The organism is Kibdelosporangium philippinense (assembly GCF_021390435.2).
GTDB lineage: Bacteria > Actinomycetota > Actinomycetes > Mycobacteriales > Pseudonocardiaceae > Kibdelosporangium > Kibdelosporangium philippinense.
In genome coordinates this window covers 1,890,519-1,904,265 of the sequence record NZ_JAJVCN010000004.1, presented here as the reverse complement: position 1 = coordinate 1,904,265, position 13,747 = coordinate 1,890,519, and the positions used below count along the sequence as shown (strand labels likewise).

General features: G+C 64.2%; 14 protein-coding genes and 1 pseudogene. 9 read left to right on the top strand and 6 right to left on the bottom strand.

The features are described 5' to 3' along the window. Positions 1-49: 49 nt before the first annotated feature. From LWC34_RS59375 to LWC34_RS51900, 3 genes and pseudogenes are all read left to right on the top strand, one after another. A pseudogene (locus LWC34_RS59375) lies at positions 50-391 on the top strand (ATP-binding cassette domain-containing protein); the annotation flags it as partial. Further along, a complete protein-coding gene (locus LWC34_RS59370; RefSeq protein ID WP_417448688.1) occupies positions 377-880 on the top strand; it encodes an AAA family ATPase in 504 nt (167 codons plus the stop codon). The pseudogene LWC34_RS59375 and the gene LWC34_RS59370, both read left to right, overlap by 15 nt. Beyond that, positions 870-1,688 carry an ABC transporter permease gene (locus LWC34_RS51900; RefSeq protein ID WP_233733668.1) on the top strand — a complete coding sequence of 273 codons (819 nt, stop codon included), beginning with the start codon at positions 870-872 and terminating at the stop codon, positions 1,686-1,688. Before LWC34_RS59370 ends, LWC34_RS51900 begins: the two co-directional genes overlap by 11 nt. A gap of 164 nt (positions 1,689-1,852) precedes the next feature. Here the strand turns inward: LWC34_RS51900 and LWC34_RS51895 are convergent, their stop codons facing one another. Then, positions 1,853-2,875: an RNA-guided endonuclease InsQ/TnpB family protein gene (locus LWC34_RS51895; RefSeq protein ID WP_233734190.1), complete on the bottom strand. Its 1,023-nt coding sequence runs from the start codon at positions 2,873-2,875 to the stop codon at positions 1,853-1,855. Between the two features lie 194 nt (positions 2,876-3,069). Here LWC34_RS51895 and LWC34_RS51890 point away from each other — a divergent pair, with 194 nt between their 5' ends. Both LWC34_RS51890 and LWC34_RS51885 read left to right on the top strand, forming a co-directional pair. Continuing rightward, positions 3,070-4,149, top strand: a complete 1,080-nt coding sequence (locus tag LWC34_RS51890; RefSeq protein WP_233733666.1) for a sensor histidine kinase — start codon at positions 3,070-3,072, stop codon at positions 4,147-4,149. Next, positions 4,146-4,796, top strand: a complete 651-nt coding sequence (locus tag LWC34_RS51885; protein WP_233733664.1) for a response regulator — start codon at positions 4,146-4,148, stop codon at positions 4,794-4,796. The genes LWC34_RS51890 and LWC34_RS51885 overlap by 4 nt, the downstream gene beginning before the upstream one ends. 1 nt (position 4,797) lies before the next feature. Here LWC34_RS51885 and LWC34_RS51880 read toward each other — a convergent pair whose 3' ends face one another. Together LWC34_RS51880 and LWC34_RS51875 are read right to left on the bottom strand one after the other, a co-directional pair. Then, complete coding sequence (locus tag LWC34_RS51880) at positions 4,798-5,421, bottom strand: hypothetical protein (protein WP_233733653.1); 624 nt, start codon at positions 5,419-5,421, stop codon at positions 4,798-4,800. Beyond that, positions 5,418-6,539 carry an epoxide hydrolase family protein gene (locus tag LWC34_RS51875; RefSeq protein ID WP_233733652.1) on the bottom strand — a complete coding sequence of 374 codons (1,122 nt, stop codon included), beginning with the start codon at positions 6,537-6,539 and terminating at the stop codon, positions 5,418-5,420. Before LWC34_RS51875 ends, LWC34_RS51880 begins: the two co-directional genes overlap by 4 nt. A gap of 51 nt (positions 6,540-6,590) precedes the next feature. Here LWC34_RS51875 and LWC34_RS51870 point away from each other — a divergent pair, with 51 nt between their 5' ends. After that, complete coding sequence (locus LWC34_RS51870) at positions 6,591-7,526, top strand: helix-turn-helix transcriptional regulator (RefSeq protein WP_233733650.1); 936 nt, start codon at positions 6,591-6,593, stop codon at positions 7,524-7,526. 68 nt (positions 7,527-7,594) lie between these two features. Here LWC34_RS51870 and LWC34_RS51865 read toward each other — a convergent pair whose 3' ends face one another. After that, positions 7,595-8,035 carry a MarR family winged helix-turn-helix transcriptional regulator gene (locus LWC34_RS51865; RefSeq protein ID WP_233733648.1) on the bottom strand — a complete coding sequence of 147 codons (441 nt, stop codon included), beginning with the start codon at positions 8,033-8,035 and terminating at the stop codon, positions 7,595-7,597. Between the two features lie 792 nt (positions 8,036-8,827). Between LWC34_RS51865 and LWC34_RS51860 the strand changes: the two genes are divergently transcribed. After that, complete coding sequence (locus tag LWC34_RS51860; protein ID WP_233733647.1) at positions 8,828-9,778, top strand: alpha/beta hydrolase; 951 nt, start codon at positions 8,828-8,830, stop codon at positions 9,776-9,778. Here the strand turns inward: LWC34_RS51860 and LWC34_RS51855 are convergent. Both LWC34_RS51855 and LWC34_RS51850 read right to left on the bottom strand, forming a co-directional pair. Beyond that, positions 9,771-10,994: an FAD-binding protein gene (locus tag LWC34_RS51855; protein ID WP_233733646.1), complete on the bottom strand. Its 1,224-nt coding sequence runs from the start codon at positions 10,992-10,994 to the stop codon at positions 9,771-9,773. The genes LWC34_RS51860 and LWC34_RS51855 overlap by 8 nt on opposite strands. An 18-nt stretch (positions 10,995-11,012) precedes the next feature. Beyond that, positions 11,013-11,786: a DUF899 domain-containing protein gene (locus tag LWC34_RS51850; protein ID WP_233733645.1), complete on the bottom strand. Its 774-nt coding sequence runs from the start codon at positions 11,784-11,786 to the stop codon at positions 11,013-11,015. A gap of 152 nt (positions 11,787-11,938) precedes the next feature. On the opposite strand from LWC34_RS51850, the gene LWC34_RS51845 reads away from it, so the two are divergent. Together LWC34_RS51845 and LWC34_RS51840 are read left to right on the top strand one after the other, a co-directional pair. Continuing rightward, the gene (locus tag LWC34_RS51845; protein ID WP_233733644.1) at positions 11,939-13,159 is read left to right on the top strand and encodes a glycoside hydrolase family 99 protein; all 1,221 of its coding nucleotides are present in this window, start codon (positions 11,939-11,941) and stop codon (positions 13,157-13,159) included. 22 nt (positions 13,160-13,181) lie between these two features. Next, positions 13,182-13,469, top strand: coding sequence for a hypothetical protein (locus LWC34_RS51840; RefSeq protein ID WP_233733643.1), 288 nt, complete (start codon positions 13,182-13,184; stop codon positions 13,467-13,469). Positions 13,470-13,747 lie beyond the last annotated feature (278 nt).

Below are 13,747 nucleotides of genomic sequence, written 5' to 3'. Positions count from 1 at the left end.
GATCAAACTGGCCAAGAACTTCGACGAGGTCGCGGCGGTCCGCGACGTCAGCCTGACCGTTCGGCCCGGGGAGGTCTACGGCTTCCTCGGCCCGAACGGCGCGGGCAAGACCACCACACTGCGCATGCTGCTCGGCCTGATCCGGCCGACGTCCGGCAGTGTCCGGATCCTCGGCAAGCCACCAGGGCCTGGGTATCTGGACAAGGTCGGCGCGCTGATCGAAGGGCCCGCGTTCTATCCGTACCTGTCCGGCCGCAAGAACCTTGTGGTTCTGGCAGATCACGCAGGTGTCGCACGGTCCAGAGTGGACGAAGTGCTTGACGTCGTCAGCCTTTCCGGCCGCGCGGGTGACCGGTATTCGACGTACTCCTTGGGCATGAAGCAGCGCCTCGGTCTGGCCGCGGCGCTGCTGAAGGAGCCGGAGCTGCTGATTCTCGACGAGCCGACCAACGGACTCGACCCAGCAGGCATGGCCGACATGCGCGTCACCATCCGTGAGCTGGCAGCAAACGGCTGCACGGTGTTGCTGTCCAGCCATCTGCTGGCCGAGGTCGAGCAGATCTGCGACCGCGTTGGCGTGATCACGCGAGGCGAACTGGTCGCCGAGACAACCGTGGCCCAACTGCGGGCAGGCGGGACGTTGCGTGTGGTCGCCCATCCGTTTGACCAGGCGCGAAGCGTGCTTTCGGCGCTGCTCGGTGGTGGGCGTGTGCTGGGTTCGGAGTCGGTGTTCGACCTGGAGGTCGAGCAGGACCAGGCGGCGAAGATCAATGCCGAGCTGGTCGGCGCCGGGGTCGAGGTCAGCGAACTGCGCTGGCGCGAACCCGATCTGGAGCAGGCTTTCCTCGAACTGACCGGAGGTGTTTCGCATGTGGACTGACATCAGGGCCGAGATCACCAAGCAGGTGCACCGGCCGGCGATCTGGCTGTTGCTTGGCATCGCGGTCGTGCAGACTCTGACGTTCGCCTACGTCATCCCGTATGCCGGATTCACTGGAACGACCGAAGGCGGGCCGGTCAGCCGAGGGCTGGCGGCGATGCTGCCCGAGCAGTTCGTGGCCAGCGCGATCGGCGGGCTTCCGCTCTTCGTCGGCGCCCTCGCGTTGATCCTCGGCGTGCTGGTGGCGGGCAGTGAGTACGGCTGGGAGACGTGGAAAACCGTGCTCTCCCAACGACCTTCACGTGTCCGGGCCTATTCGGCGAAGCTGATCACCGTCGCTTTCGGTGTGCTTGTCTTCGTCTTGGCGCTGATGGCTTTCGCGGCTGCCGCGAGCGTTGTCGTAGCGGCGTTGGAGAACCAGCCGATGAACTGGCCGTCCTTCGTGGACATCGTGACGGGATTCGGCGCGGGCTGGCTGGTCACGATGATGTGGGGTGCGCTCGGGGTGCTGCTTGGCATCGTGTTCCGTGGCGTCGCGATGCCGATCGGGCTCGGCCTGGTGTGGATGCTGGCGATCCAGAACCTGCTGTCCTCGATCGCGGCGCCATTGCTCGGCTGGGTCGACGACATGCAGAAAGGCCTGCCGGGGCCGAACGCGGGCGCGCTCGTAGCGTCCCTGATCGGGGCGGGCCCGCCGGGAGTCGACCCGATCGTGGGCGGCGGCCAGGCAACCGTTGTCATCGTGGCCTACCTGCTGGCATTCTCCGTGGTAGGCGGATGGCTGCTGCAGCGCCGAGACATCAATTGATTTGCTCCCGTGCTCAAGGCGAAGGGAGTCCCGCTTTCACAAGCGGGGCTTCCTGGTTCACGGCCGATTGCGGCAGGGAAGGCCCTTGCCGTCTGACATCAGCTCCGCAGGCATCGCCCAACGTGATCCTTTGGGCTACGGCTTGACCAGCCGCAAGGATGTTCTTAGCCGCGTTTGATGTCCCGGTCGTGGTGGGTGCGGCAAGCAGGGCACGTCCAGTGCCGGAACGACAGCGGGAGTTTGGCGAGCTGGTGTCCACAGTCGGAGCAGGTTTTGCTGGACGGGGACCAGCGGTCGATCACTACAAGCGTCTTCCCTGCCCGTTGGGACTTGTACTCAAGTTGGCGACGGAATTCGCCCCAACCGCAGTCGGAGATCGCTCTGGCCAGCCGCTTGTTGCGGACCAGGTTAGCGACGGCGAGGTCTTCGATGGCGATCAGGTCATGATCGCGGACAAGGCGGGTGGAATGGCGGTGCAAGAAGTCTTTTCGCGCGTGGCGGACTTTACGGTGCGTCCGTGCGACCTTGGCCTTGGCTTTGCGACGGTTCATGCTGCCTTTCTGACAGCGAGCCATCCGCCGCTGATACCGGGCCAAGTTGCGGGCCTTACGGTCAAGATGGCGCGGGTTGGCGACCCGATCTCCAGCGGAGTCCACAACGAAGTCCAGTACGCCGAGATCGATACCAACTGCTCGACCGGTGTCCGACGCAGGTTCAGGACCGTCGGTGTCGATGGCGAAGGTGACATACCAACGTCCATCCGGCTCTCGCGACACAACAACCATCGTGGGGTTGAGTTCAGCTGGATCGATGTCGGGCCAGGACCACACGAACCGCAGAGCAGCGCTAGTTTTCGCAAGCCACAACTGCCCGTCGCGCATCCGGAACGCAGACCGCGTGTAGTGCGCAGACTGTTTGCCAGCACGGGACTTGAACCGCGGATAACCGGCACGGCCAGCGAAAAAGTTGCCAAACGCGACGTGCTGATGCCGCAGCGTCTGCTGCGAGGGAACGCAAGACACCTCAGACAGAAACGCCAACTCCTGGGTGCGCTTCCATCCAGTCAGTGCGGCATCAGTGTCCCGATACGAAATGCGTGTTCCATCGGTACGCCAACGGCGGTTCCGCTCGAACAAGGTCTTGTTCCACACCAGCCGCACACACCCAAACGTACGGTTAATCGCCACAACCTGCTCCGAGTCGGGGTAGGCCCGGCACCGGTACGCCGTACGCACAAGGTGAGTTTATGTGGAGCAGTAGTGCTTGACCGTCCCGCCCGATGCAGTGTCGGGTTACCTTTCGAGTGAACCTGGCTATTTCCTGGCAGCTCTGAAGTACAGAGTGTCGACGCTGCTGAGGACCAGTGAACTGGAGTGACGTCATGAAGGTCGGCGACATCGCACTCGCGGTGTTCCTCGCGGTGCTCGCTGTGGTCTCGGCCGGCGCGCTGAACCACATGAACGCCGCGGACCGGTCGATCGACCTGCTCGGATTCGCCTTGGCGGCCAGCACCGCACTGGTGCTGGCCGTCCGGCGGCGGTGGCCGGAGGCGACATTGGCCGCCAACGTGGTGCTGCTGTCGACGTATCTCTGGCTGACCTACCCGTACGGGCCGGTCATGTTCACGTTCTCGGTCGCCACCTACAGCGTCGGCCGCTACTTGCCGCTGAACCGGGCCGCGACGGCCACGTTGATCGCTTTGGTAGTCGAGGCCACGCACTTGTTCGTCCATCCTGCTTCCGCGAGCGGCCTGTATGGCCTGATCCCGTCGACTGGTTTCGCGATCATTCCGCTTGCTGTGGGCGTGATGGTCCGGGTGAACCGGGAATCCGCCGAACGTGCGCGTGCCGACGCGATCAGGGAACGCGTTTCCGACGAACGGCTGCGGGTCGCGCAGGAGGTGCACGACGTCGTCGGCCATGGGTTGGCGGCGATCAAGATGCAGGCGGACATCGCGTTGCACCTGCTGGCCAAGAAGCCTGAGCAGGCCGAGATCGCGTTGAAGGCGATCAGTTCGACGAGTACCGAGGCGCTGGATGAACTGCGTGCGACATTGACCGTCGTGCGGGGTCGTGCCCCGGCGCCCGGCCTGAGCCTGCTGCCGGATCTGACTGACCGGATGAGTCACGCTGGCGTCGAAGTCCGGCTCAATGTCGTTGGCACGCAACGTGCTTTGCCCGCCGCGGTGGACCTCGCCGGGTACCGGATCGTGCAGGAGTCGTTGACCAACGTGCTCAAACACAGCCCGGTCAAGCGGGCAACGGTCAAGGTCGGCTACTCGGCGGACGCGGTTGACATCGCGGTGTCCAATCCCGCGAACGGTGTGCCGGTGGGTGACGGGTTCGGTATCGCGGGGATGCGTGAGAGAGTCACGGCACTGGGCGGGCAGTTCAGCGCCGGGCCCACTGCCGAGGGCATGTTCGAGGTGCGCGCCGCGATACCTGCGAAGGGGGACGCATGATCCGGGTGTTGATCGTCGACGACCAGGACCTGATCCGGGTCGGCCTGCGGACACTCGTGGAAAACGAGGACGGGCTGGCCTTCGCCGGTGAAGCGGCCGACGGTCTCGCGGCCGTGTCGAGAGCCGTGGAATTGTCGCCGGACGTGATCCTGATGGACATCCGGATGCCCGGAATCGACGGCATCGAAGCGACTCGCCGGATCGTGGCGACGCCCTCGCTGTCCGAAACCAAGATCATCGTGCTGACGACGTTCGAGCTGGACGAATACGTTTTCGACGCGTTGCGTTACGGTGCAAGCGGTTTCCTGCTCAAGGACACCAAGCCGGACGAGCTGGTCGCGGCGATCAAACTCGTCGCGGGCGGCGGCGCGTTGCTGTCGCCTTCGGTAACCCGCCGCGTGATCAGCGAATTCGCCTCCGGCCCGTCGCGAGCGGTCAAACCACACCCGCAGCTGGGCACTCTGACCCAACGCGAACTGGAAATCGTCGGGCTGGTTGGCGAAGGCCTGACCAACGACGAGATCGCCGAGCGCCTCGTCGTCAGCCCCGCCACCGCCCGTACCCACGTCAGCCGCGCCATGATCAAGCTCGGCGCCCGCGACCGCGCGCAACTCGTGGTCTTCGCATACCAGTCGGGTCTTACTTGACTCACCAGGGCGGCTCGGTCCAGGCAGCCGGTTCGTCGTTGCAGGCGGCCGGTTCGTATCGGCGCCACGTCGCCTTTCCCTCGGCCCACGCCAAGTTCTCTGCTTTCCGAGCGGCCAGAGTGATGCTGTGTCCGTGCTGCTCTGGGTACACGAACGCCAGCCATTGGCCACCGACCACCACCCGGGCACCTGGTGCGGGCCAGTTCCATGGCCGAAACGGGCTCTCGCTAACGGGAATCCAGTAGTGACTCACTGCCGACAGCTGGACCGGGGCACCGAACGTCGCCTCGATCATGGTGGCGTGCTCGAGGAATTCGGCGAGGTTCGCCCCGGTCGGCCGCCACGGCCCGATCGCGTGCGGCTGCTCGTAAACCGGATGCGCCGTGTCGTGCGGATCGAATCCCCAGACCCAGCAGCCCTGGTTCTCCCCCCAGAACTCGACCATTCCGTCGAGCAGGCGAAGCTCAGGCAGCGCGACCGGGTAGTTGTGACTCGTGATCACGCCATCCCATTGCGCCGCGATGTCGTGCCACGCCTTGAGCGGCGGTGGCGCCAGGGGTGAGCCGGGCGCCACCGCGGCAGGCGACGTGGGATCGCCGTACCAGGATTGAACGAACGTCCTCAACCAAGGTCCTTGAAGAAGTCGCGAATGTCGGCGACCAGGATCTCAGGCTCCTCCATCGCGGCGAAGTGCCCGCCACGGTCCACATCGGTCCACCGCACGATCGTGTGCTCAGGCTCGAGGTATCGCCGGACTCCCGCGTCGTGGGCGAACACGATCATCGCCGTGGGCACGCCGGAGTTCTTGGCGATCGCGCCCCACGAGGTGTCCTGCGCGTAGCCGACGTAACCAGCCGATCCTGCGGTGCCGGTGAGCCAGTAGATCATCACGTTGGTCAGCAGCCAGTCGCGGTCGAGGATCTCCTCGGGGTTGACCTCGCGCGGGTGCGTCCATTCCCGGAACTTGTCCATGATCCAGGCCAGCTGGCCGACCGGGGAGTCGACGAGGCCGTACGCCAGGGTTTGCGGACGCGTGGACTGGATGGCGATGTAGCCGAACTCCTCGCGGTGGAACGCCTGGATCCGGTTGAGCCGATCCTGCTCGAGCTCGGTCAGCGTGGCCCACTCGTCCTCGGGGATGGGGAACTGCGGGATCGCCATGGCCCCGTTGACATGCACGCCGATCACCCGGTCGGGAGCAACCCTCGCAACCTCGGGGCTGACCGCCGCGCCGATGTCACCGCCTTGCACGCCGAACCTGTCGTAGCCGAGGCGATCCATCAACGTCGCCCATGCTCGCGCGGTTCGGGTCGTGTCCCATCCCGCGTCGTTCGTGGGGCCAGAGAAGCCGAAGCCGGGCAGGGCGGGGATGACCAGGTGGAACTGGTCTTTGAGCAGCGGGATCACCTTGAGGAACTCCGCGACCGACCCGGGCCAGCCGTGCGTGAGGAGCAGCGGAGTGGCTTCCTCGTTCTCGGACCTGATGTGCATGAAGTAGATCCGCTGCCCATCGATCGTGGTCGTGAACTGCGGAAACTTGTTGAGTTGCGCCTCGGCATCCCGCCATGAGTACTCGGTGCGCCAGTACTCGACGATGTCGCGCAGCCAGTGGACGGGCACGCCGGTGTCCCAGCCGTCGCCGGGGAGAGCGGTCGGAAAGATGGTGTTAGCCAGCCGTACCTGCAGGTCATCAAGGCGTTCCTGCGGGATGTCGATGCGGAACTCGGTGATCTCTTCGCTCATGGGGACAACACTAAGACCCACTTAGGGCGGATCATGTCCTAAGCTGAAACTGTGCGGCTATTTCAGTTGTTGTCCCTACTTCAGACCTCCCGAGACTGGAGCGGAGCAGACCTGGCGTCGCGCCTGTCGGTCGACGTAAGAACAGTCCGCCGGGACATCGAACGCCTGCGTGACCTGGGATATCCCGTAGTCGCCGCCCAAGGCCGCGCCGGCTACCGCCTGGGCGCGGGGGCGAAACTGCCGCCGTTGTTGCTGGACGACGAAGAAGCCATCGCCGTCGCAATCGGCCTGCGAACCGCGGCAAGCGGAACGATCGCGGGGATCGAGGAAAGCTCCCTGCGCGCCCTCGCCAAACTGGAGCAGGTGTTGCCTTCACGCCTTCGGCATCGGGTGCAACTGGTCCGCTCGGTGACCGAGACCTTGCCTTCGCACGGTCCTACCGTCGACCCGGATACCTTGACCGCGATCGCGGTGGCCTGCCGTGATCATGAAGTCCTACGGTTTGATTACTCGTCCCACGACGGCACCGCATCAACCCGGAAAACCGAGCCACACCGCGTCGTCCACACTGGACGCCGTTGGTACCTGGTCGGCTGGGATCTGGATCGCGGCGACTGGCGAACGTATCGAGTGGACCGGATCAAGCCGCGCATTCCCACCGGGCCCCGGTTCAACCCCCGCGAAGTCCCACCGCTGGCTGGGTATGTGTCGCGCGGCGTGTCCACATCGGCCTATCGTTATCACGCCAAGATCACCCTGGGCGTATCAGCTTCCGTTGCCGCAGAACGCATTCCCCCAACAACCGGCATGATCGAAGCACTGTCGGATGATAGTTGCGTGCTCCACACCGGATCGAACTCGCTCGACGAGATCATCGTCTACGTCGGCCTGTTCGACTTTCCTTTCACCATAACGGAACCACCCGAGTTGATCGCCAGAGCACGCGCTCTGGCGACCCGCTTCACTGAGGCCAGCGCTTCACAGTAGGCCAGTCCCCTCGCCCACTTCGTTCAAAGCCAGCGCCTCCCGGTGGGCCAGTCCCTCGCCCACTTCGCTCAAGCCAGCGCTTCCCGATAGGCGTTGACGGAGTCCGTCAGCTTGTCCAGGTCCTTGCGCATCTTGGCCTGGCCCTTCACATCGAGCCCCATGGCTTCGCCAATGATGTCCGGGATCTTCTCAGCCTCTTCGCGCAGCGCCACTCCCAGCGGGGTAAGGCTGATGCCCACCGACCGTTCGTCCGTCGCTTGCCGGGTTCGCTTGACGTAACCGATGAACTCCAGACGCTTGAGCAACGGAGAAAGGGTCCCTGAGTCGAGGTTCAGCTCGGCGCCGAGTTCTTTGACCAGGCGATGGTCCTGCTCCCATAGCGCCAACATCACCAGGTACTGCGGGTAGGTCAGGTCCATCCCGCTGAGCAGCACGCGGTAGAGAGCGGTGACCGCCCGCGAGGCCGAATAGAGCCCGAAACACACCTGGTCATCAAGACGCAACGACATCCCACCATGATGCCGCGCAACTTTGTCCCGCGCAAACTCATGCCAAACAACTAAGTGGCACACAACTCAGTATCGCGCAACCAAGGGGCCGCCAACCCAGCCTCGGGCAACTCACCGGCAGCCAAGCCTCCCGCGCAACCGAGTGCCGAACAACCAACCTGCACCCAACTCAGCCCTGCCCAACCCGCAGTCGCACACCTAACCGCGCCCACCCCCCAACCGCCGCACAACCTAACCGCACCCAATCCACAGCCATAACCGGGGGCACCTACCCAACGCCGCACAACCCAGCCCAAGCCAACTCGACAATCCCAATCCTGTGCCACAAACGGCCCCTCCACCCGCTGCTCCACTCAACCCCCTCCGCCCCCGGCTCACCGACCAACCCAGCCCTACCCCACAGTCAACGCTCCACCCGCTGCCCCACTCAACCCGCAGAGCCCGGCTCACCGCCCGGCCCCGCCCCACAGTCAGCGCGCAACCCGGCCGCACCCAATCATCAGCCGCACAACCTTGCCCCGGGCAACTCACTGCCGGTCGAATCTCTCCCGCGCAACCGAATGCCGGTCAAACTTCTCCCGCGCAACCAAGTGCCGGTCAAGCCTCCCCCGCACAATCGAATGCCGGTCAACTGACTGCCGCACAACCATCCGCTGCGCAACTCAAGTGGCCTTCATCTCATTGCCCTCAACTCAGTTGTGTACAACTTAGTTGTGGACTAACTTTCGTGTCATCAGCTCGAACCCCGAGAGGCTCGGCCCCCGAGTCAACTCGAACCCCGAGGAGGAAGAAATGACCGCCAACCCGCGCAACGTTGCCCTCGAGCCAGCTGCCCAGGCGTTCGTCGAGGCAACCGCTGAGCCGCCCTACCTCTTCGACCTGCCGCCGGCCGAAGGCCGAGTCGCCGTCGACGGCGTGCAGGACGGCCCGGTGGACCTGCCACCCGCCGACATCGAGACCCTGACCGACATCCCTGGCGTTCCCGAGGTCCGGATCGTCCGGCCGCAGGGAGCGACCGGCAAGCTTCCGGTGATCGTCTACATCCACGGAGCCGGGTGGGTCTTCGGCAACTTCCACACGCACGAGCGCTTGGTTCGCGAGCTCGCGGTCGGCACTGGTGCCGCAGTCGTCTTCCCCGAGTACGACCGGTCACCCGAGGCGCGCTACCCAGTCGCGATCGAGCAGAACTACGCGGCCGCGAAGTGGGTCGCGCAGCACGGCGCCGAGAAGAACCTCGACCCCACCAGGATCGCGATTGCGGGTGACTCGGTCGGTGGGAACATGACCGCCGCGTTGACCCTGATGGCCAAGGAGCGCGGCGACGTGACCTTCAAGCAGCAGGTGCTGTTCTACCCGGTCACCGACGCCAACTTCGACACCGGTTCGTACACCGAGTTCGCCGAGGGCTACTTCCTCCGCCGCGACGGCATGCAGTGGTTCTGGGACCAGTACACGACCGACCCGGCGCAGCGCGCGGAAATCACGGCGTCGCCGCTGAGGGCAACGCTGGAGCAACTGGCCGACCTGCCACCGGCGTTGGTGATCACAGGCGAAGCCGACGTGCTGCGCGACGAGGGCGAGGCCTACGCGGCCAAGCTGCGTCAGGCGGGCGTGCCGGTGACTGCGGTCCGATACCAGGGCATCGTCCACGACTTCGTGATGGTCAACGCCCTGCGCGAGACGCACGCCGCCGAAGCCGCGATCAACCAGGCCATCGCCGTTCTGAGCAAGGCGCTCAGCTAAAGAGTTCGCTCACGAACTCGTTGCGGAACTTGCCAGCAGGATCCAGTTCCACAGCCAAATCTTCGAAGTCCTGCAGCCGCTCATAGCGCGACTGCAGGACTTCCGGTGCGATGTCGAAGATCTTCGCCCAATGCGGCCGCGCGTCGAATTCCGCCAACCTCGCCCCCACCATGGAGACAACCGGCATAACGGCAGCGGCGTCCGCGATCCACGTGAAGTGAATGCTGACCGTGTCACGCCGGTAGTGCGGACTCAACCACAGCTCATCCGCTTTGATGGCACGGATTTCGCTGATCTGCAACACCGGGTGGATATGTGCGCGGATCTCGTTGACTGCTTGCAAAGCAGCGACAGCGTCGTGACGCGCGACCATGAACTCGGTCTGCAGCTCCTCCCCCGCACTCGGCGTGAACTCCGGGCGGAAGTGCGGCAGACGTTCAAACGACCGCCCCGGAATCCCGAGCTGTCGCGTGCAGTTCTCGGTCGCCATGCCGGGAACTGGATGACGTGGACCATCAGCAGGAATCGTCCCATCAGGGACGAACTCCGCGTCTTGGGTTCGCTGCTTCACCCAGACCTGATTGATCGTGTCACTCGACCAGTCGGTGAACAGGCTGACGCTGTAAGCGCCATCCAGCACCTTGAGAATGTCCGCGCCGAGCGGCAGTCCTTCGTGGACATACTGCCGAATCTCGAACGCAGGAACCAAATCCAGAGTCAGGCTGGCGACGACTCCGAGCGCGCCAAGGTTGACCACCGCGCCATCGAACTCTGAATCACCGCGGGTGATCATGTGCAGGGAACCGTCCGCGGTGACGATCTCCAACCCGGCAACGGAAGTGGACAAACTTCCGTTGCCGGATCCCGACCCGTGCGTGGCGGTCGCGGTCGCACCGGCGACTGAAATATGGGGCAGCGAGGCGAGGTTGGGCAGTGCGAAACCTTTGGCGTCCACGTCTTCGGAGAACTCCGCGTACCGCAGGCCCGCGGAGACCTTGACTTGGGCGCCATCCGAGTCGACCTCGACCTCCCTTGGCATACGCGCCAATGAAACGAGCTCACCCCCAGTGTCAGCGAGCTCGTTGAACGCGTGCTTTGTCCCCAAGGCCCTGATTCTGGCCGCGTTCGCGACCGTTGACCGCAGGTCGACGAGGGTGGCCGGGTGGTGGATCTCGGTAGCGCGGTAGGTGACGTTGCCTGCCCAGTTCTTCTCCACCTGGCCAGTCTCGCAGCTTTAGTCGTCGGTGAAGTACTCGTCGCGCAGTCGGATCACCGGGCTGCCTGCCTGCGCGCCGAGACCAGTGGTGCGTCCCTTCCGCTCTTCCCAGTCTTCCTGGCGGCCAAGAGCGGTGATGTCCAGCATGCTCGTGGTGTCGGTGAGGCCTTCCAGACCTCGGCCGTACGTCGAGTACGTGTGGAACACCCGGTCGCCGTCCCGTAGGAACGCGCTCATGCCTGGCAGTTCGAACGGCTGGTCGTTGCCCTCGACGTAGTAGCCGGTGCCGGACTCGATGTGCTCGTCCTTAGACCGGTAGTTGTACACGATCGGTTTGACCGACTCGTCGTGCGTGACGTTGAAGTCGAAGTTGAAATCGCTGCCGAACGAGGAGTACCACGGCACGGTCCAGCCCATCCGCGTCTTGAACTTGGTGATCTTGTCGATCGGCGCGCGCGAGACCGCGGCGAACGACGTGCCACGGACGTGCAGGTGGGTCAGGTGGCCGATCTGGTCGACGAACGACGAGCAGCTCTTGCACCCGCCATCCCAGTCGGGGTGGAACATGAAGTGGTAGATGACCAGCTGCAACCGGCCGTCGAAGATGTCGAGCAGGCTGGCCTTGCCGTCCGGGCCGTCGAAGAGGTAGTTCTTGTCGATCTCGACCATCGGCAGCCTGCGGCGATCGGCGTTCAGCCCGTCGTATGCCCTGGTCGCGGCCTTTTCCTTGACCAGAAGCTCCTGCCGGGCGGCAAGCCACTCGTCCCGGGACACGATCTGAGGAAGACTCATGTTTTGCTCCTTTCCTGCCCGTACAGACCTGGGCAGCGCGCGAAACTCATCGCATCCCATAAAGATTTTCTCTGGGCTTTAGCCGTTGTCGGCCTATGTCAGTGATTCGTAGAGTGGCGAAACCCTGCACCTCAACGTCGAGGAGAGTCCACATGGGACTCACACGTCGATCTTTCCTTACCCTGACAGGCACATCACTGCTGGTCACGCCCAGACCAGCGTTCGCGGCCAGCCCGCCAGGAGACGTGGTCGGCAAGATCACGGTCGGCTACCAAGGCTGGTTCGCCTGCGCTGGTGACGGCGCGCCGATCAACGGCTGGTGGCACTGGAGCCACAACTGGGGCCAACCGCCATCACTGAGCAACAACGTGATCAAGGCATGGCCGGACATGCGCGAATACTCCCGCACGTACCAAACCGCGTACCCAGCCTTGAACAACGGTCAACCCGCAACCCTGTTCTCATCCTACGACCAGAGCACAGTGGACATCCATTTCAGATGGATGCAGCAATACGGCTGCGACACAGCGGCATTGCAGCGATTCAACCCAGTCGGAGGAGAAGGCCCAACCCGCGACGCGATGGCAACGAAGGTGCGTTCCGCCGCCGAAGCCACCGGCCGCAAGTTCTACATCATGTACGACGTCACGAATTGGACGGAGATGCAGTCCCAGATCAAGACGGACTGGACGTCGAAGATGTCCGCGCTGACGTCATCAAGTGCTTACGCGCGCCAGAACGGCAAACCGGTCGTCGGCATCTGGGGATTCGGTTTCAACGACAGCGGCCGCCCATGGGGACCAGGCCCATGTCTTGACGTGATCAACTGGTTCAAGAGCCAGAACTGCTACGTGATGGGCGGCGTGCCAACCTGGTGGCGAACCGGTACAGGAGATTCGCGGCCAGGCTTCGCTGATGTCTATCGAGCATTCAACATGATCTCGCCATGGATGGTCGGCCGAATAGGAAACGCGGGCGATTCGGACCGGCTGTACAACGAAGTGACAGTGCCCGACCAGAACTACTGCAACGCCAACGGTATCGACTACCAGCCCTGCGTCCTACCAGGCGACGTCGCCGAACGCCAACGAGCACACGGAGACCTGATGTGGCGCCAGTTCTACAACGTCGTCCGCGCGGGAGCGCAGGGCATCTACATATCGATGTTCGACGAATACAACGAAGGCAACCAGATCGCGAAGACAGCGGAGAACGCCTCAATGGTGCCTTCAGGGTCGGGCCTGTGGGCGCTGGACGAGGACGGCACGCCGTGCTCGTCGGACTACTACCTGCGCCTCACCGCGGACGGCGGCCGGATGTTGAAGGGGCAGTTCGGTTTGACGCCCACCCGGCCGACTCGGCCCGTGGTCTGACGACCAACGCGCCGAACACGATGTGATCGAGGTATTGCGGGATTTTCGGCAGTTCCCGGATCGCCGGATAGCGCCGGCCGATGATCTCCAGGTCGAGGATGGCGATTATCAGGCCGGCCACCGCGCCACCAACCACACCCAGCCCACGCCGCTCGCTCCGCGGGTCCGCCACAGCCAGTCCAGACCTCCGGCCACCCCCGTCAAGGCGGCGGCGCCGGTCCACCGCATCGACGACAGCCGCCCAGAAGACCGATATCCCCAGGTGAACGGCCACGCCAGCCAAAACTGTCAGACCCCCTTGGTAGCGTGAAATCAAGGGGGTCCCCCGGGCGAATTCCTGTTGCGGTGGACGGTGCGGTGCGGCGGGATTTTGGCCAGGGCGCGGTGTTACGGCGGGGTTTTGGCCAGGCAGATGTGGGTCGGCAACGGGTTGGCCCGGCTGAAGCGAGGTAACTGCCTGACCAGGTACGTGCGGCTCAGCGACGGCCTTGATTGGCTGAGCTCGGTCAGGTTGCGGGCCACTCTCGAGCCATGCGGTGGTTTCGCGTTGCTGAGGCAAGGCAGATCGCGGGCCACCCTGGAACCCCG